This is a genomic window from Thioalkalivibrio sp. HK1, assembly GCA_000583135.1.
Classification (GTDB): domain Bacteria; phylum Pseudomonadota; class Gammaproteobacteria; order HK1; family HK1; genus HK1.
This window is the reverse complement of the sequence record JFBG01000057.1, coordinates 1-17,516: the sequence shown is the minus strand read 5'-3', so window position 1 is coordinate 17,516 and position 17,516 is coordinate 1. Positions and strand designations below refer to the sequence as shown.

At 59.8% G+C, this 17,516-nt stretch carries 16 protein-coding genes; 6 read left to right on the top strand and 10 right to left on the bottom strand.

Annotation, left to right across the window (positions count from 1 at the left end; all coding sequences use genetic code 11):
• The 5 genes from BF99_RS0114430 to BF99_RS0114405 form a co-directional block, all read left to right on the top strand.
• A partial coding sequence (locus BF99_RS0114430; RefSeq protein WP_025771498.1) for an ATP-binding cassette domain-containing protein occupies positions 1-333 on the top strand: 333 nt, incomplete at its 5' end.
• Positions 323-1,507: a sugar ABC transporter permease gene (locus BF99_RS0114425; protein ID WP_025771497.1), complete on the top strand. Its 1,185-nt coding sequence runs from the start codon at positions 323-325 to the stop codon at positions 1,505-1,507. The genes BF99_RS0114430 and BF99_RS0114425, both read left to right, overlap by 11 nt.
• A gap of 174 nt (positions 1,508-1,681) precedes the next feature.
• Positions 1,682-2,641: an aldo/keto reductase gene (locus tag BF99_RS0114420; protein ID WP_197019170.1), complete on the top strand. Its 960-nt coding sequence runs from the start codon at positions 1,682-1,684 to the stop codon at positions 2,639-2,641.
• Between the two features lie 319 nt (positions 2,642-2,960).
• The gene (locus tag BF99_RS0114415) at positions 2,961-4,190 is read left to right on the top strand and encodes an ABC transporter substrate-binding protein (RefSeq protein ID WP_197019169.1); all 1,230 of its coding nucleotides are present in this window, start codon (positions 2,961-2,963) and stop codon (positions 4,188-4,190) included.
• Between the two features lie 420 nt (positions 4,191-4,610).
• The gene (locus tag BF99_RS0114405; RefSeq protein ID WP_051482936.1) at positions 4,611-5,825 is read left to right on the top strand and encodes an ABC transporter substrate-binding protein; all 1,215 of its coding nucleotides are present in this window, start codon (positions 4,611-4,613) and stop codon (positions 5,823-5,825) included.
• Between the two features lie 171 nt (positions 5,826-5,996).
• On the opposite strand, the gene BF99_RS0114395 is transcribed toward BF99_RS0114405, so the two are convergent.
• The 9 genes from BF99_RS0114395 to BF99_RS0114345 all read right to left on the bottom strand — a co-directional run bounded on the left by BF99_RS0114395 (position 5,997) and on the right by BF99_RS0114345 (position 15,018).
• The gene (locus tag BF99_RS0114395) at positions 5,997-6,947 is read right to left on the bottom strand and encodes an amidohydrolase family protein (RefSeq protein ID WP_025771490.1); all 951 of its coding nucleotides are present in this window, start codon (positions 6,945-6,947) and stop codon (positions 5,997-5,999) included.
• Between the two features lie 71 nt (positions 6,948-7,018).
• Complete coding sequence (locus BF99_RS0114390; RefSeq protein ID WP_156013335.1) at positions 7,019-7,390, bottom strand: hypothetical protein; 372 nt, start codon at positions 7,388-7,390, stop codon at positions 7,019-7,021.
• A 2-nt stretch (positions 7,391-7,392) separates the two neighbouring features.
• Complete coding sequence (locus BF99_RS0114385; RefSeq protein WP_156013334.1) at positions 7,393-7,929, bottom strand: hypothetical protein; 537 nt, start codon at positions 7,927-7,929, stop codon at positions 7,393-7,395.
• A gap of 64 nt (positions 7,930-7,993) precedes the next feature.
• On the bottom strand, positions 7,994-8,818 hold the full coding sequence (locus tag BF99_RS22135; protein WP_025771487.1) for a TRAP transporter small permease subunit: 825 nt from the start codon (positions 8,816-8,818) through the stop codon (positions 7,994-7,996).
• A gap of 33 nt (positions 8,819-8,851) precedes the next feature.
• Positions 8,852-10,345 carry a TRAP transporter large permease gene (locus BF99_RS0114370; RefSeq protein WP_081759287.1) on the bottom strand — a complete coding sequence of 498 codons (1,494 nt, stop codon included), beginning with the start codon at positions 10,343-10,345 and terminating at the stop codon, positions 8,852-8,854.
• A gap of 230 nt (positions 10,346-10,575) precedes the next feature.
• On the bottom strand, positions 10,576-11,658 hold the full coding sequence (locus BF99_RS0114365; RefSeq protein ID WP_025771484.1) for a TRAP transporter substrate-binding protein: 1,083 nt from the start codon (positions 11,656-11,658) through the stop codon (positions 10,576-10,578).
• A gap of 382 nt (positions 11,659-12,040) precedes the next feature.
• On the bottom strand, positions 12,041-12,763 hold the full coding sequence (locus BF99_RS0114355) for a YggS family pyridoxal phosphate-dependent enzyme (RefSeq protein WP_025771482.1): 723 nt from the start codon (positions 12,761-12,763) through the stop codon (positions 12,041-12,043).
• A gap of 18 nt (positions 12,764-12,781) precedes the next feature.
• On the bottom strand, positions 12,782-14,047 hold the full coding sequence (locus BF99_RS0114350) for a CaiB/BaiF CoA transferase family protein (protein WP_025771481.1): 1,266 nt from the start codon (positions 14,045-14,047) through the stop codon (positions 12,782-12,784).
• Positions 14,047-15,018, bottom strand: coding sequence for an iron-sulfur cluster-binding protein (locus BF99_RS0114345; RefSeq protein WP_051482935.1), 972 nt, complete (start codon positions 15,016-15,018; stop codon positions 14,047-14,049). The genes BF99_RS0114350 and BF99_RS0114345 overlap by 1 nt, the downstream gene beginning before the upstream one ends.
• A 315-nt stretch (positions 15,019-15,333) precedes the next feature.
• Here BF99_RS0114345 and pyrB point away from each other — a divergent pair, with 315 nt between their 5' ends.
• Positions 15,334-16,380: an aspartate carbamoyltransferase gene (gene pyrB, locus BF99_RS0114335; RefSeq protein WP_025771476.1), complete on the top strand. Its 1,047-nt coding sequence runs from the start codon at positions 15,334-15,336 to the stop codon at positions 16,378-16,380.
• Positions 16,381-17,104: 724 nt separating this feature from the next.
• Here the strand turns inward: pyrB and ruvX are convergent.
• Positions 17,105-17,503 (bottom strand): Holliday junction resolvase RuvX, encoded by a 399-nt coding sequence (gene ruvX / locus BF99_RS0114315; protein ID WP_051482937.1) that lies wholly within the window; start codon positions 17,501-17,503, stop codon positions 17,105-17,107.
• Positions 17,504-17,516 lie beyond the last annotated feature (13 nt).

Genomic DNA, 17,516 nt, shown 5'->3' with positions numbered 1-17,516 from the left:
TCGGGGGGGCAGCGCCAAGCGGTGGCCATCGCCCGCGCGGTCCGCGCCGAGTCCACCGTGGTGCTGCTCGATGAACCCACCGCCGCCTTGGGGGTGGCGCAGACCGCGCAGGTTCTGGATGTGGTGCGCCAACTGCGCGAGAACGGCCATGCGGTGATCTATATCTCCCATAACCTGCGCGATATCTTCGAGGTCTGCGATCGCATCACGGTGTTGCGTCATGGGGTGCGGGTGGCCCTGCGCGAGACGCGATCGACGAATCCGGATGAGATCGTGATCGCGATCACTCGAGGCAAGGACGATGACGAAGGGGCGGAGACCGATGCCGCCTGATACTCCGTCGGCGCTCAAGATGAGGCTGCAAAGGATCCGAGAGGACAATCTCGGGCAGTTTTTGCCGGTCATGGCATCGTTGATGGTGATTTGGATTTTTTTCGGAATCACCGAACCCGCTTTTCTCACCGCGCGCAACTTCCATTTCCTGCTGATGCAAAGCGCGGTGGTCGCCACTTTGGCCGCCGGGGTTACGGTCGTGCTGCTGATCGGCGATATCGACCTTTCCATCGCCGCCGTGGCCGGGGTCGGGGCGGCCTTGCTGGCCACGCTGATCACGAATCTCGGGGTATCGAGCTGGATCGCGGTGATCGCGGCGCTCGCAGCGGGCTCCCTTCTCGGCTTCGCCCAAGGCTGGGTCATCGCCTGGGTCGGGATTCCCTCGTTCGTCGTCACCTTGGCCGGCCTGCTCGGATTTCAGGGGCTGATGCTCAAGATTTTGGGCATCCACGGCGCGCTCAATATGCGCGATCCGGTGATTCGCGGGCTGACCACCGTCGGCCTTCCCTCGTGGCTCGGATGGCTGATTGCCGGAGCGATCCTTCTTATCGTTGCCGGGGCGTTGATCCATCTCAACCGCAGGCGCAGGCAACGGGGGCTCGAGCGCATGGAAACCGCCCCCTTGGCGGCCCGGATCGCTCTTTTTTCCGTACCGGTGATCGCCGCGGTGGCCACCCTCAATGCCTACCGAGGGGTTCCGGTGCTGGTGGTGGTCTTGGGGGCGGTGCTGGCGATATTGTGGTGGGTGACCACCGGCACCCCCTTCGGTCGTCATCTTTTCGCCTTGGGCGGCAATCCGGAATCGGCGAGGCGGGTCGGTATCTCGGTGCACCGAACGAGGGTCGCCGCCTTCGCCATCGTCGGATTGATGGCGGCGTTCGGCGGTATCATCGGGGCGTCTCGCTACGCCTCGGTCTCGTTCAATGCCTTCGCCGGCGGTCCCTTGTTGCTGGAGGCCATCGGGGCTGCGGTGATCGGGGGCACCAGTTTATTCGGTGGGCGAGGCAGCATCTGGAATGCGGTGCTCGGCGCGCTCGTCATCGGCAGTCTCGGCAACGGTTTGGATCTTTCGGGGGCGAGCGCGGCGGATAAATTGATGGTTTCGGGCGCGATCCTCTTGTTGGCGGTCGCCTTCGACGCCCTCACCCGAGGTCACCGAGGAGCGTCCCGCTAGGGGATATCGCTTTCGGCGATCGCCCCTCTTTATCCCCTTGCCGCGATTCGCCGCGATTTCGATCGCCACTCCAATCACTACTTCAATTACCACGATTTCGATGCCCGCCGCCGAAGCATCGAGCGCTTCGGCGGCCCACCGACAAGGAGGAATCGAAGAATGCGGACATTCGAGATGAAACCGCTTGCCGTGCCCTCTTCGGTCATCGGCCTTGGAACGATGATCTTCCATCCCGATACCCGAGATCGAGATCACGCCTTGCTCGATGCCTTCACCGATGCCGGCGGTACCTACGTCGATACCGCCGAGGTCTACGGGGCGGTGGAGGAGCATGGCTATTCGGAGATGGTGATCGGGGACTGGCTGGCGGCCGACCCTCGCCGACGCGATCGAATCATCCTTGCGACCAAGGGTCTGATTCCGGGCTATTGCGCTCCGATCCACCCCGGTGGAGCCTCGATCGGCCCGGATCAAATCCACCGCGCCATCGACGGCTCGCTGGCCCGCCTCAAAAGCGAGCATGTCGATCTGTGGATGTTTCACCGCGACGATCCCTCGTTGGCGGTCGGCCCGCTGGTCGATGCCCTCGACGAGGAAGTGCGATCCGGGCGCATCCGGGCGTGGGGTGCATCCAACTGGACCACGGCTCGATTGCAAGAGGCGATCGACTACGCCGATCGCGAAGGTCGGGCGCGGCCGGTCGCATCGAGCCCCCATTTTTCGCTCGCCAAAGCCGCCGAGCCCTACTGGCCCGATACCGTGATCACCACCGACGAGGATCGTCGATGGTTCGAGCGCAGCGAAATGCCGCTGGTCGCTTGGTCGTCGTTGGGTCGCGGATTCCTCGCGCACGGCAAAAAGGGGGATGAAAGCGATGCGGATATGGTGCGGGTTTTTCATTCGCCGGAGAATTTCCGGCGTAAAGCGCGATTGTCGGAATTCGCGCAGGCAAGGCAGATCACCATCTTCGAAGCGGCGTTGGGTTGGGTGACCGGCCAATCCTTTCCCGTGGTGGCTCTTTGCGGAGCGCAAACGGTTCAGGAGGTCGACAATTGCGCTCGTGCCGGTGATCTGCAGCTAAGCGCCCCCGAGCGCGATTGGTTGGATTTGCGCACCGATACGCGTCCTTTTTGAACGGACACTTTCGGATCCGCCGACGTCGACCCATCGCCGTCGATTCGCCGACGATCCAAGTGCCCGCTCGATCGCCGGCGGGTTCGACCGCGGCGCTCTCGAATGTTTATGTTGCGCGGATACTCGCTCCCCGACCGCCTCGGCGGGGCAAGCGTTGTTTAGGCTTGACAATTCAATCCCTATTGGTGTAAATGTTGATCGAAGCGGTTTTTTTGTGACCTTAATGCTTAAGGCTCACCGCTTCTATGAGTCCAATAAGCCGAATAACAAAGACTCGCGTCTTTTTCTGCGATCACGAAGTCCACCCAAGGAGATTTCGATGCACGATCGGAACCGCTTTGCAAACCTGTTTGGAAGAAGGCAGATACGTTCGACGACGATGATGATGGCCGGGGTGATTCTCGCCCTCGGCAGCGCCGGCGCCGTGGCCCAGCCGCCGATCAAGATCGGGGTTTTATTGCCCGATACCGGCGTCAACGCCGCCATCGGCAAGGAGCAAAAAGCGGCTTTGAGGATGGCTTTCGACGAATTCGGACGCAAGGTCGCCGGGCGCAAGATCGAACTCATCGAAGCCGATACCGAAACCAAACCCGCAGCGGGGCTGGCTTCGATCAAGAGACTGATATTGCGCGATGAGGTCGATATCGTGACCGGGATCGTCTCCTCGGGGGTGGCGGGAGCGGTGCGCAACTATGTCCACGAGTCCAAGACCCCCTTGATCCTCACCTTGGCGGGCAACAATCGAATCACCGGCGAAGATTGCAGCCCTTGGATCATGCGGATGTCTTTTTCCAACGCTCAGTTGAATCGCGATATGGGACCGTGGCTTGCCAAGCAAGGCTATAAAAAGGCCTTCCTCATGGCCTTCGACTATGTTGCCGGTCACCAGATGATGGATGCCTTTGCCGAGGGCTTTACCGCCGGCGGCGGCGATATCATCGGCGAGAGCTACCCGCCCTTTGCCCAAGTCAGGGATTTCGGTCCTTATTTGGCCGAGATCAAGGCCTCCGAGCCGGATCTGGTCTACGCATTTTTCTCCGGCGGACCCGCTATCAAGTTCATCAGCGAGTGGAACGCTTTCGGTTTGCAGGACAAGATACAGCTCGCAGGTCCGGCTTTGAACGCATCCGCTCTTTATGTCGGCGAAGAAGGAGGGGATACCGCTTCGGGGGCATATAGCCCCCTTTGGTATCATCCGGCGATCGACACTCGGGCAAATCGGATCTTTCGCGAGAGTTTTCTGGGAAGATATGGTCGGGAAGCCACCGAATTCGGGGCGATCGCCTACGACACCGCTCGCGTCATCGTCGATGCTTTGAAAAAACTCGAGGGTAGAACCGATAACCCCGAGGCGTTGATGCGCGCGATGGTCGAGATGGAGTTCTCGGGCACCCGGGGTCCTTTCAAGATCGATCCGAAGACCCATAATGTGATCGGGAATATCTATGTCGGTCGAAACGAAATGCGGGAGGGTATGTCCGAGTCGGTGATCAAGCATACATTTACGGATGTGCGCGATTCCCCGATGGGCTGTGGTTTGGCCGGATAATCTCGGTTCCTCGATTTCGATCGAATATGGAGGGTCGTTTCGTTCTCGAGAACGAGGCGACCCTCCTTTTTCATATTTCATATCCTTCGAGTCTTTTCGATCCCGCTTCGCTCGGGGGGTCGATCGCCTTGTACGATCGCCGGCGGCGAAGACCGATCGCAGATCGCCTTTCTCGATATCCCCTTGCTCGAGGCGCGCATCGAAAGGCGATGCCCTCGATCCCAACGGCTACAATCCGAGATGCCGCCGAGTGCGCCGGCGCCGTCGATTTCATAGATCGGGCGCTATCGAATCGGCGGAAGGTTCCAAGGTTCAAAGCGGGATATTCTTTATCCGCCCCCATCGAATCGATCCCCAAGGCGATCGGGTTTTGGCCAAGCGTTTCGCTTTCGTTCGAAGACAAGAATCGAGGAGGTTTCGATGCACGATAAAAACGGATTCGGGACGGTAAGTTCCCTGATAAAAGCGATCATCGGCACGATACTCGCCCTTGCCTTAGGGGGTGTCGCCCTCGCCGAGTCCCCGATCAAAATCGGGGTTTTATTGCCCGATACCGGAGTTTTTGCCGGGCTCGGCAAAGACCAAAAAGATGCGCTGAAGATGGGCTTCGACGATTTCGGTCTCGAAGCCGCGGGGCGCAAGATCGAGTTGATCGAAGCCGATACCGAATCGAAGCCTTCGGCGGGGCTGGCGCAGATCAAAAAACTGATCCTGCGCGACAAGGTCGATATCGTGGTCGGGATCGTCTCCTCGGGGGTGGTGGGAGCGGTGCGCAACTACGCCCATGGATCCAAGACGCCTTTGGTCGTTACCACCGCGGGCAACGATCAGATCACCGGCGAGGAGTGCAGCCGCTGGATCGTGCGCGCCTCCTTTTCCAACTCCCAAATCAACCGGGATATGGGCCCGTGGCTTGCGCAAAAGGGTTATCGAAAAGCCTTCCTCATCGCCTTCGACTATGTTGCCGGCCATCAGATGATGGATACCTTCAAGGAGGGCTTCGTTTCGGCCGGGGGCGATGTCATCGGCGAGCGTTATCCGCCCTTCGGGGAGATCCGGGATTTCGGCCCCTATCTAACCGAGATCAAGGCGGCATCGCCGGATCTGGTCTACGCCTTCTTCGCCGGCGGACCCGCCATCAAATTCGTCAACGAATGGGCCGCCTTCGGCATGAAGGACGAGGTGCAGCTCGCCGGTCCCGGATGGATTCACTCCGCCTTGTATATCGACAAACAAGGGGAGGCCGCTTTGGGAACCTATAGCGCGCTCAATTACTTCCCGTCGATCGACACCCCGGAGAATCGAGACTTCCAAAGGAGGTTTCGCGAAAGATACGACCGGGCGGGAACCGAATTCGGCGTTGCGGCCTACGACAGCGCTCGTTTGATCGTCACCGCGCTGAAAAATATCGAGGGCAGAACCGACAATCCGGAAGACTTGATGCAGGCCTTGCTCGAAGTGGAATTCGTCGGTCCCCGAGGGCCGTTCAGGATCGATCCGAAAACCCATAATGTGATTCAAAATGTCTATGTCGGTCGAATCGAGAAACGAGGGGACGAGATCGGAGCGGTGATCAAGCATACCTTCCCGGATGTGCAAGATCCGCCGATGGGCTGCGATTTCGACGAGGAATGACGATATCGATTCCGATCCCGACAAGACTTCCCGTCGGCGATATTCCGAGCATCCGATAAAGGGGCCATTCGATAAAGCATTCAAGGTCGCCTTGCCGATGGCGAGGCGACCCTCTCGGGTTCGGGCTCGTTGCGCCTCTCGATAGGCTCTCGATTCGAAAGGCGTGTCTCTTTAAGATGATTCGTCATCGCCCAAGCGATAGTAGCGCCGGGCGTTGTCATGGAAGAGCTTTCGTCGATCTTCTTCGGATCGATCCGCAACCAGATCCATAAAACCGCCCATGATCGTTCGGTAATCGCCGGCCAAGCCATCCACCGGATAGTTGCTGGCGAACATGCAGCGCTCCACCCCGAAGATGGCGATGGTATCCAAAACCACCTTGCGATTGCTCGTTGCGCTCCAAGGCGCATCGCTCATGCCGAGCCCGGATATCTTGACCACCACATTGGGCTCGACCGCCAAGACGCGCATCGCTTGCGACCATGCATCGAGGCTCGCCGGGTCTCGCCCGGTGGGCACGCCGGTGTGGTTGAGGATGATCCGGGTGGCGGGAAAGTCCTGTGCCAGTTGCGCCGCTTCCGGCAGGTGCCACCACAGGGTTTGGAGCTCGAAATCGAGATCGTATTTTTCGAGCAGGGCATAGCCCTTTCGCCAGCGATCGTCGCTCATTTGCCCTCGAGGACCGGGGGGCGGCATCCAAGGGCTGTGGGTGGTCGTGGGTTTGTCTCGAACGCTGCGCACGATGCCCGATTCGGCATGCCCGGCCAGCACTTCCTCGATCCCGTCGCGATCCAGCCATGCCTGTCCGGCCATGGCATGCGGGAAACCGTATTCTTGCGCCAGCGATTTGACCCATGCGGTCTCGCCCAAGGGATCTTGAGGATCCCATTCGGTTTCGATATGCACGCTTTTTCGAAGATCGAAATCCGCCGCCACGCGCGTAAGATCGGGGGGCAGGAAGGGGCGTCGCAAGGAACGGTAATCCCCGTAGCGAAAGGGGATCGGCAAAGGCTCGCTCAGCCACGGAATCCGATGATGCACCGGATCCCAAAAATGATGGTGGGCGTCGATCAGCGGGATCGAGCGATAGGATTCGTCATCGTCGTCGGAAGTTTCGCTCATCTCGGCGCCCTCGATTCGATCGCCCTATTTACGATTTCGGTATCGTTGCTCCGGGGATCGGCGCTTGATTTCTACTTGGATCCCGTGCGCTCGGCGATCGGGGAGGTGCTGTGGTCGCCTTGTCGCACCCGATCTTCGATATCGACGATATGACCCAAATCGTAGCTGCGCAGTTTCAGATCGTCGCTGCGTTCTTGCACCCATTCATCGTCGACTTTTCCGGCGCGCAAGAAAAGAAAATGAACGCCGAGTATCAGCCCCCAGCCGCTCACCGGCCAAAAAGGTGACCACCTGAGCGAGTCGAGCAAGACATCGCCGAGGAAAAGCCCGCCCCCGATCGAAAGCCATAGCCAAAAATGCGCTGCGAAGCTTCTCGCCAAGAAGGAGCGAGCGAAGGGTCGATCACCCGTCGTCGCCGCCGAGGGTGTGCAAGGCTCGCTCATGATCATCGTTCTTGCGGCGGCTGCGAAGGCTGCTGCATTTGCGGATAGCGGCGCACGATGGCAACGACCCTAAAGGAGTGGAGCAGCAAGAGGGAAAGAATCGAGAAGATCACGATATGATCGATTTGGGCGAGATTCGATGCCAATCCTTTGAAAAAAACCGAGGCGATGGCGACCATCGGGGCGAGGGTGCAATAAAAGGCGATCGACAAGGGCTTGAAGAAGGCGAGAAGGATCGCGGCACAAACCACACTGAAGCCGTAGAAGGCGGCGACGATCGAGCGCCCCCGAATACCGAAGTCGGAATCGAGACCCAAAGCGAAGATGACGGTGATCACCGAAAAGAGAACGCCGAGAAAGACGCAATGAAGGTGGATCTCGTAATCCGCCTGCCGCCGGGTGAGATCGGGCACCTTGGTGAAAAAGGGCGTTTTTTCGTCGTTCCAAACATAGCGTCGGAAAAGACCTTCCCAGTCCAGCACCGAGCGATCCCTCCCTCGTTCCAAATGCGGCAATGCAGCATCGATCGGGCTCGTCATCGAGAGCCGCCGGTTTTTTATCCACGACCGGCAAAGCCCTCGATGAAGCCCTTGTCGCCCTTTTTTAGCCCGCTCCCCCTTTCGGATTGTCGGTCTTGCCTGCCGCCTCGTCCACGGGGTTGATATGCCCGGATTCGGTGGCGCGCTTCCTCAGCGTATCCTCGGCGGTGGAAAGATCCAAACGTTCCTTGCCCTCGATGCGCGTGCCTTCCTCTTCCGGCCATTCGATGGTCATCAGGGGGAATCGCTTGTTTTGCGGTCCGAAGAGCACCACGACGATCTGCAGCAATACCGATATTCCGGCCACCAATACGAAAGCGAAACCTGTGACCAATACCGTCTTGATGATCCAGCGATGGGTCAGCCCGACGGTCGACGAGGAGATCTCGTTCATCGCGTAGGAATCCCATGCGTAGATGGCCGCGAAGTAGATGACGATGCAGATATAGGGGATCAAAAAAGCGATCAATCCCAAAAATTCCAGCCATGCCTTGCGCCGATAGTGCAGGTGTTCGCGCACGAGATCGACCCGCACATGGGTATTCCAGATATAGCCGTAGCCGAGCACCAGCGCGAACAACGCCGTATGAAAATGCCACTCCAGTTCCTGCAAGACGGTGGAGTTGAAGAAGCGGCCGAAGGTCTCGACCATCATGATCTGAAAGGTACCGACCTTGCGGATGCTGACATCGAGCACCGTGATCACGATCAGGGGGACGATCATCCAAGAGCCGAAGCGCCCGACGGCATCCACCGCCGAACGCAGGCGCTCGCTCAATCGGATCAACGCATCCCATTTCGGATCCGAAGAGGTGCGGGGTTTGTCGCCCAAGGCTCGATCATCGAGATCGGGATCGTCCTTGGGAAGGTCAGCGGTGGCTTCGTTCATCGCTTAGGTAGCCTCCTCGGGCGTGTGCATCCATCAATCGTCGTAGACCGAGCTCATCAGCCACAGCGCCAAGCCCGGTTTCCAGATCACGAGGGTGAGCCCGATCAACTGTAAAAAGACGAAGGGGATGATTCCCTTGTAAATGCTTTGAATCTTGATCTCCTTGGGCGCGATCCCCTTGAGATAGAACAAGGCGAAGCCGAAAGGAGGGGTGAGGAAGGAGGTTTGCAGGTTGACCGCCATCAAGATGATGAACCAAAAAACGATATTTTCCTTGGCGATGTGATCGCCGAACTCCAACCCCGCCACGAGGGGGGCGAAGACCGGGAGCACGATCAAGGTGATCTCGATCCAGTCGAGGAAGAATCCCAACAAGAAGGTGATCCCCATCAATAAAAAGAGCAGCTGCCAGGAGGTGAGTCCCGCTTCCCGGATCAGATGCTCGACGACATCGTCCCCGCCGAGCGAGCGATAGACATAGGCGAAGCAGGTGGCGCTGATGATGATGAAGAAGATCATCGCCACCGTTCTGGCCGAACTGTGGCAGACCGAGCGCAGGGTCTCGAAGTTCAGGCGGCGGTTGAACAATGCCAGCAAGATGGCGCCGAAGGCTCCGACCGCTCCGGCCTCGCTGGGGGTGGAAAAGCCGAAGAGGATCGCCCCCTTGATCAAGGTGATCAGCAGCACCGGGGGGATGAAGGCGCGAAGGAGCAGGGGCAGCATATCGCCTTTCGGAACCTGCAGCAGATCCGGTGGCAGGGGCGGGGCCAGACTCGGTCGCAGGGCCGAGATCCCCCAAACGAAGATGAGGTACATCGAGGCCAGGATCAGTCCGGGGACGATCGCGGCCATGAAAACATTGCCGACCGAGACCGCAAGCAGATCGGCCATGATGATCAGCATGATGCTCGGCGGGATCAGGATCCCCAAAGTCCCGGAGGCGGCGATGGTGCCGCAGGCCAAGCCGTGGTTGTAGCCTTGGCGCATCATCGTCGGTAGCGCCAGCGCGGTCATCATCGTGACCGAGGCTCCGATGATCCCGGTCATGGCGGCGAGGATCGTCCCCATGATGGTCACCGCCAGCGCCAACGCCCCGGGAACGCGGCGCAAGAGCACCTGCACGCAATAAAGGAGATCGTTGGCGATGCCGCTGCGCTCCATCATCACGCCCATGAAGACGAAGGCGGGGATCGCGACCAAGACCAGATTTTCCGCCGCCTGTCCCCAGATCCGCGGCAGGAAGTTGAAAAATTCGATCAGGGAGAAGATTTCGAGGAAGTAGCCGATGAGCCCGTAAAGCAGAGCCAGGCCTCCCAAGATGAACGCGACCGGAAAGCCCGAGAACAGCAGCAGGGCCAGGGTCAGGAACATCATGATCGGCAGGTAGTCCTGCATGAAATACAGAAGGTTCTCTCGGCCCTCTTCGTCCAGACCGAGCACCCAAGCGAAGACGATCCCGGCGATCGCCAGCAGGGCGATCGGTAGGACGATCTTGCCGTTGCGGGCGATTCTCGCTATCAGTTCCATCGGCGGCGACCCCCACGTGCAGTCCTTGCAAAGGCTGCAATCTTCGAAAAGCGCCGAATCGGCTTTGCCTCGATGGTGTCCTTGTAAAACGAGGGTCCGCCGCCGATGCGGCGGACCCTCATAAAGGAGCGCTCAAGGCTTTCGCAACCGATGCGGCGGGGGTCGGGCTTTGAAAAAAACCGCCCCTTCGCCGGCTGCGAATAAGACCGCTTCGCAAGTAGACGACACCTTTATCTCAAATAGGTGCCCTTCAAAGACTGCGCATCGCCCCAGCCGCGGTAGACATCTCTAAATGCCGAGTAGCTCTCGACGGCCTTGGCGAAGAGTTCGTCTTCTTGCTTGGCCTCTTCGATGACCTCGTTCCAAGCGGTTTCGAATTTCGCGAGATCCTCATCCGACCAGCGCTTGATGGTGACCCCGTGTTCGGTGCGCATCGTATTCATCGACGAAGGATTCGAATACTCGGAACGGGCGTAGGTTTCGATGACCTGCTTGCCGGCGGCGACCTCGATCATCGCCTTGTATTCATCGGGCAGAGCGTCGAATTTCTCTTTGTTGACGAGGAATTCGGAGCAGGAGATTTGCTGATGCCAACCCGGGAAGTAGTTGAACTTGGCGATCTGATGGAATCCCAAGCGAATATCCATATCGGGCATCGAGAACTCGGTGGCGTCGATCACGCCCTTTTCCAATGCCGGGTAGATATCCGCCGCCGCCAGCAGCTGGGTCGAGACCCCGAGTTTCTCCATCACCCTCGCTCCCAAGCCGAAGAAGCGCATCTTCATGCCTCGGATATCGTCGACCGATGAATATTCCTTACGGAACCAGCCGGAGGTTTCGGGGGCATGGCAAAGGACATCGAAGGCGGTCATCCCGTGAGCGTTATAGGCCTCCTCGCGGATATCGTTGCCCCCGCCGTACCACTTCCACGCCAGAAATTCCCCGATCTGCGGTCCGAAGGGCACTGCGGTGAAAAAGGCCACACCCAAGCCGAGTTTGCCGGTGTGATATCCCGGGGTGGTATAGCAGGATTCGACCGAACCCTTGGAGGCGGCGTCGAAGCACTCCAAGGCCGGCACCAAGGCCCCGGGCTCGAAGAACTTGATCTGGAATTTGCCGCCGGACATCCGATCGATATCATCGACGAAACGATTCGCCGACTCCCCCAAATGAGGCAAGGACGAACCCCAAGTGCTTTGCATCTTCCACTTGACGCGCTTTTGCGCATGGGCGCTCGTGGCTGTCAAGACCAAACAAGTGGCCATCGACAGGACGGCAAGCATTCGACCGACTTTGGATTGAATCAGATGCATTTGCGTGATCCTCTTGGATTCTTGATGAGCATGTGCAAGATGAACGAGGGCCTTGGCGGACCCTTTTTGTAAAGACCTTCGGCAGGTAAGGATAACGCCGAAGGCATGAAAGGCTCTTTGGCGGCCTTTTCATGTCCCCGATTCATGGTCTCACGGTGGCAAATATTCCGTGGAGTGATCGGGGCGAGATCGTTGTCGGGTATCGAAATGGGAAGGCCAACGAAACCCTAAGATAGGCTTTTTACCACGTTTTCGATGGCATCGCACTTTTCATACCATCCAAGACAAGGCAAGACTCGAAACGGCAATCGGCGAGCGTTTCCGCGCTCGCAGGTCGCCGAGGGCGAAGAGATGAGCGGATTTTGCCCCGCTCATCGCCCGCTTATCGATGGCGCCGGCCGAAGATTGCGGTGCCGATGCGTACGATGGTGGCCCCTTCGGCGATGGCCGCTTCGAGATCGCCGCTCATCCCCATCGAGAGGGTATCGAGATCGAAACCCTTGGCGTTCAGATCGTCGAGCAGATCGCGCAGTTGGCGAAAGGCAAGCCGAGCGCTTGCCATATCCGGTGCGGGCTGCGGAATGGCCATCAGTCCGCGCAGCCTTAGCCCGGGCAGGCTGAGGACGATCTCGGCCAGAGATTCGACCTCTTTCGGAGCGACCCCCGCCTTGGTGGGCTCGCCGCTGATATTGACCTCGATGCAAACGCAAAGCGGGGCAAGTTCGCTCGCTCTCTGTTCGCTCAACCGGCGGGCGATCTTCTCTCTCCCGATGCTATGCACCCAATCGAAGGAGGCTGCGATCTCCCGGGTCTTGTTGGATTGGATATCGCCGATGAAATGCCAGGAAAGGGGTGGTTCGCCTGCGATCTTCTCGGCGGCGGCCAAGGCTTCGATTTTGCTTCGGGCATCTTGGAGGTGGTTTTCGCCGAAGGCCCGCTGCCCTGCTTTCACCGCCGCTTGCACCGCATCCACCGGCATGGTTTTGCTGACCGCAAGCAGATCGACCGACCCCGCCGGGCGATCGTAGCGCTCCTCCAAGCGCCCGATCCTCGCTCGAAGGGTGGCGAGCGCCTGACCGATATCGTGCTTGTCGGATGATTGCATAGGCTTTGCCGATCCCGCCTAGATGATCCCTTCGTCTTGCAGCCGGGCGAGGCGCTCCTCGTCGAGTCCGAGGATATCGAGATAGACCTCCCGGTTATGCGAGCCGATCTCGGGCCCTGGCCAAAGGGTCGCCCCGGGGGTGCCTTCGAGCTTCGGGAGGATGGCCGGGATCTGCAGGGAACGAGTGCCGATGTCGATGGTCTCGAACAGACCGCGGGCGTGACAATGCGGCTCGGCCATCAGATCGGCGATCGAATGGATGGGGCCGACCGGAACTTGCGCTTTCTCCAAGGCCTCGACGACCTCGTCGACGCAAAGGCTGCGAGTCCATTCCTCGATGGCGAGATCCACCTCTTCTTGATGGGTCACTCGGCCGGCGTTATCGGCCAAGCGCGGATCGTCGGCCAAATCTTCTCTGCCTGCGGCCCGCATCAGCCTTTTGTAGATCGAATCCCCGTTGCCGCCGATGATCACGAACTTCCCGTCGGCGCAAGGGTAGGTATTGGTGGGGACGATGCCGGTCAGGGTGGATCCGGATGGACCGCGCACGATACCGGCGGCGTCGTACTCCGGCACCATCGACTCCAGCATGTTGTAGATCGATTCGTAGATGGCGACATCCACCACCTGCCCTCTCGCCTTGGGTCTTGCGGACTCGTCGTCGGCGTCGCCGCCCCGCCGACGGTGGGTCAGGGCCAGCAGCACTCCGATCACCGCATGCAGCCCGGCGAGGGTATCGCCCAGGCTCAGATTCGGACGCACCGGGGGCTCGCCGCTGAATCCGTTGATATGACGAAAGCCGCCGAACCCCTCGCAGACCGAGGCGAACCCCGGCTTGTGCGCCAGCGGGCCGGTTTGTCCGTAGCCGGAAACGCGGGCGTAGATCAGGTCGGGATGATCCTGCTCGAAGCGCTCGGGACCGAGCCCCCATCGTTCCATCGTCCCCGGCCGGAAGTTTTCGATCAGCGCATCGCTGCGCAAGATGAGGGAGCGGGCGAGTTCTTGTCCTTGCAAGGAGCGCAGGTCGAGGGTGATGCATTTCTTGTTGCGCGCTATCGCTCGCCACCACAGCGAGGTTCCTTCCTCCAAGACCCGCCACCGGCGCAAGGGATCGCCGCCGATGGATTCGATCTTGATGACCTCGGCGCCGAAGTAGGCGAGCATGCAACCGGCGAAAGGGCCGGCGATCAATTGACCGGCCTCGACGATGCGAATGCCCTCCAAAGGACGAGGCGAGGGGCGCTTTTCGGGATCGCCGGTCGAGGGGTTCGGATTCGCTTTCATCACAAGGTCTTATCGACGAGGGGCGATGAGTTCGTCGGGGACGCATCCTCGTTTCGAAGTTCGCTTTGAAAAACGACGCACCGGCCGTCGAAGACCGGTCCGTCGACGCATACCCGTTGCATCGTCACTCCCGTTCCCTTGCGGATACGCACGGTGCATCCGGCGCAACCCCCGACCGCGCAGGCCATCGATTCCTCCAACGATATCCGGCAAGGCAGATCGTATTGATGAGCCAATGCAACGCAGGCTTCGAGCATCGCAAGCGGACCGCAGGCATGGATCGCCACCCGATCCCGCCAAGTCCGATCGAGGCCGTCGAGCCACAAGCGGGCGAGGTCGCCGACATGACCGAAATGGCAGCCTTCGAATCCGGATCGGCTTGCTAAGCGGGATGCGATGGCCTTTTCATCGAGATCCCTCATCGCCGCCCCGTCGATGAGGGTGGGATCTTGCACCGCACCGGGCACCGGCGTTTGCGCAGGCCGGGTGGCGAAGGGGAATGGCAGTTCGGATCCGAGCAGCACGAGGATCGAATCCGCATCCGATCCCGGCGGCGGGTTGCGTTGCAGGTGATGGGCGAAAAAGAAGATCGGAGGAATTCCGACCCCGCCCCCGATCAGTAAGTTGAAGGGGCGTTCGGGCACGGGGGTGAATCCCCGCCCGATCGGGCCGATGAGGTTTAAATTCTCCCCGGGTTTTTTGCCCGCAAGGAGACGGGTGCCGTGGCCGACCTCCTTGTAGAGCATTTCGATCACCCCCGCTTCGGCTCGCATCAGCGACATCGGCCGGCGCATCGGCAGTTCCGGATCGCATCGAAGGTGGACGAACGATCCGGGCAAGGCGCGGGCGGCGATCGTCGATGAGCGCAAGCGAAGCCGCCATTGATTGCCCGGCCACGCCTCGTTGGCGATGATCTCGCAGTCCTCGACGGCGATGGAATCGCGGTGTTGTCGGTCGATCTTCGCGCTCATGCGGATATTCGGTGCAGGTGATTCGGTGCGGATGCTCGATGTGGATGCTTGATGTGGATGCTTGGCAAATCGCCGCCGATGCGTCCTCGATCTCGTCGCAAGAAGAAGCCTCGGGCCAAGGGGATGAAAGGAAGGCGTGCAAGGCTTGTCAAGATCCGGCCAAGAGGCGAATCCACGATAATCCTTGTCCCAAGTGTACTACCCTGTTCTTGGCGTGCCTGTTCTTGGCCAGGCTCCCGCTCCTTGCGCGCTGGATAAGATTCTTCGACAGGCTTCCAAGCGCTGTGCAAGCCATCACGGCAAAGGAAAATCATCTTGACCCGAACCAGCCGCTCGAATCCGACCCCCGCTTCAGATAGCACCTTTTCCGATATCGGATCCCGCAACGGACGCATCTTTCACGTGCTCGACCCTCGCCAGTTCGACCGCGGTCGACTGGACGAACTTTGCGCGCTCGCCACCCGCATGCGTCAGTACGCCAAATCCCGCTTGGGATCGAGATCCTTTCAGACCCTCTTGCCGCATAAGCGAGCGATGCTTTATTTCACCCAACCATCCACGCGCACCTTTCTTTCTTTCGAGAACGCCTGCCATCTGCTGGGGATCCGCACCAGCGAGATCCGCGATCCCGCCGTCTCATCCGAGGTCAAAGGGGAGAGCTTCGAGGACAGCATCCGCACTTTCAGCTCTTATGCCGATGTGATCATCATGCGCACCCAAGGGCCGGGAATGGCCTCGCAGTCCGCGGCCTTGATGGATCGGATCGGGCGACCGGTGCCCATCATCAACGCCGGCAGCGGTCGCGATCATCATCCGACCCAAGCCCTGCTCGATATCTACACTTTGGGGCGCAGTTTCGAGCAGCGAGGCGGAATCGACGGCAAGACCATCGGCCTGATGGGCGACCTTCGCCGCGGGCGCACGGTACGCTCGTTGGCCTATCTGATGAAGAACTATAAAGATGTGCGGTTGATTTTCATCGCCCCCGAGGAATTCGCGATGGAAGAGGATATCAAACAGGATCTTCGCACGGCCGATATCGCCTTCGACGAGACCGACGATCCGGCATCGGTTTTGGCGGATTTGGATGCCATCTATATCACCCGCTTGCAAAAAGAGCACGATCTGCAAGACGAATCGTCGAGCTTCGATCACTTGCGTTTTCGGATCGGTCCCGAGCAGCTGCCCTCCTTGCGATCCGATGCGGTGATCATGCATCCCTTGCCGCGCGGCCCGGAGCTCGATCCGGCGGTGGACGACGATCCGCGGGCGATGTATTGGCGTCAGGAGCGAAACGGGATGTGGATGCGGGTGGCGCTGCTGGTTTCGATCTTCGAGGTCGATGGCGAGTTGCCGCGCTAGTCATCGACCCGCCATGAATGCCCGATCTCGCCGGCGGCGAGCGTAGGCGATCCGGATTCATCGGCGACGCATCGGAACCGACCTATCTCGTTCTCTTGCAGCGCCTTATCTCGATATTCGGCGAAAAACACCCTGCTTGAAGCCCTTGCGGGGGCTATCTCGAAGCGCAAGCGAAGGCTTCGAGCCAAGCCGGATCGATGTCGGAATCGATTTCGTAAGCAAAAGCGAAGAAAACCGAGCGAGCGATCCTTATCGGTGCTTTTGAAGGATGAAGGCGATTCGCTTCGCCCCAAATCGCCGAGACCTGGCACCCCCCGAGCGGGTGGCGAAGATATCTACGATACGGGTGCGAACCGAGCGAACGCCCTTTATGCGCTCGAAGCGAGCCTATTGGCGCAGTATCGGAAGTCGCTCGTGGCGCTCGGCGTGTATGAAGGTGGGCTATGCGCCCGCTCGGCATCGCTCGAAGAGTACCCGATCGGGTCTTGCGAACCTTCGAACTCGATCCCGTGTCCCGAAGCCTGAATCGTCCCGACACCCGATATTTGCATCTTGGTAAATACAGGATAAAACCCATCTGCACCCATGCTATGAATCGGCGCAGGTGCGTCCCGGTTTCATCCACCCGCTCGGGGCGCACTTCGAACGGATGGGGATCCCGCAGGTGGGCTGCGCTTCGAGCGAAGCGGGATCGCCCCGGCGAACCCCGCAGAGGTTTTCTCTTCTAACTGCGGGTGCGGGCGAACCAGCTCTCGAGGATGATTTGCGCTGCGACCGGATCCGGACCGTGGCGCCGCGATCCGCCCTCGATCAATCGTTCCCATGCCTCTCTGGTGGTCAGCCTCTCGTCGCAAAGATGGACCGTCAATCCCGTGCGTTCGTGCAGGCGCTGCGCAAAACGACGGGCGAGGGTGCCGAGCCGCTGCTCGCTGCCGTCCATATTCAGCGGCAAGCCGACGATGGCGGCCTTAGGTTTCCAAGCGCGAACGATGGCTTCGATCTCCGGCCAATTCGGCTCGTTTCCCAAACGCCGATCGAGCGTGCAAAGAGGCGATGCGCTGCCGGTAATGCTCTGGCCGACGGCGACCCCGATCCGTCTTTCGCCGAAATCGAAGGCGATCAGGGTGCCTTCGGGT

What these genes read in the sequence shown, in the direction of transcription:
- BF99_RS0114425 (WP_025771497.1), top strand. Translation starts at nt 323, where the DNA reads ATGCCGCCTGATACTCCGTCGGCGCTCAAGATGAGGCTGCAAAGGATC.
- BF99_RS0114420 (WP_197019170.1), top strand. Translation starts at nt 1,682, where the DNA reads ATGAAACCGCTTGCCGTGCCCTCTTCGGTCATCGGCCTTGGAACGATG.
- BF99_RS0114415 (WP_197019169.1), top strand. Translation starts at nt 2,961, where the DNA reads ATGCACGATCGGAACCGCTTTGCAAACCTGTTTGGAAGAAGGCAGATA.
- BF99_RS0114405 (WP_051482936.1), top strand. Translation starts at nt 4,611, where the DNA reads ATGCACGATAAAAACGGATTCGGGACGGTAAGTTCCCTGATAAAAGCG.
- BF99_RS0114395 (WP_025771490.1), bottom strand. Translation starts at nt 6,947, where the DNA reads ATGAGCGAAACTTCCGACGACGATGACGAATCCTATCGCTCGATCCCG.
- BF99_RS0114390 (WP_156013335.1), bottom strand. Translation starts at nt 7,390, where the DNA reads ATGAGCGAGCCTTGCACACCCTCGGCGGCGACGACGGGTGATCGACCC.
- BF99_RS0114385 (WP_156013334.1), bottom strand. Translation starts at nt 7,929, where the DNA reads ATGACGAGCCCGATCGATGCTGCATTGCCGCATTTGGAACGAGGGAGG.
- BF99_RS22135 (WP_025771487.1), bottom strand. Translation starts at nt 8,818, where the DNA reads ATGAACGAAGCCACCGCTGACCTTCCCAAGGACGATCCCGATCTCGAT.
- BF99_RS0114370 (WP_081759287.1), bottom strand. Translation starts at nt 10,345, where the DNA reads ATGGAACTGATAGCGAGAATCGCCCGCAACGGCAAGATCGTCCTACCG.
- BF99_RS0114365 (WP_025771484.1), bottom strand. Translation starts at nt 11,658, where the DNA reads ATGCATCTGATTCAATCCAAAGTCGGTCGAATGCTTGCCGTCCTGTCG.
- BF99_RS0114355 (WP_025771482.1), bottom strand. Translation starts at nt 12,763, where the DNA reads ATGCAATCATCCGACAAGCACGATATCGGTCAGGCGCTCGCCACCCTT.
- BF99_RS0114350 (WP_025771481.1), bottom strand. Translation starts at nt 14,047, where the DNA reads ATGAAAGCGAATCCGAACCCCTCGACCGGCGATCCCGAAAAGCGCCCC.
- BF99_RS0114345 (WP_051482935.1), bottom strand. Translation starts at nt 15,018, where the DNA reads ATGAGCGCGAAGATCGACCGACAACACCGCGATTCCATCGCCGTCGAG.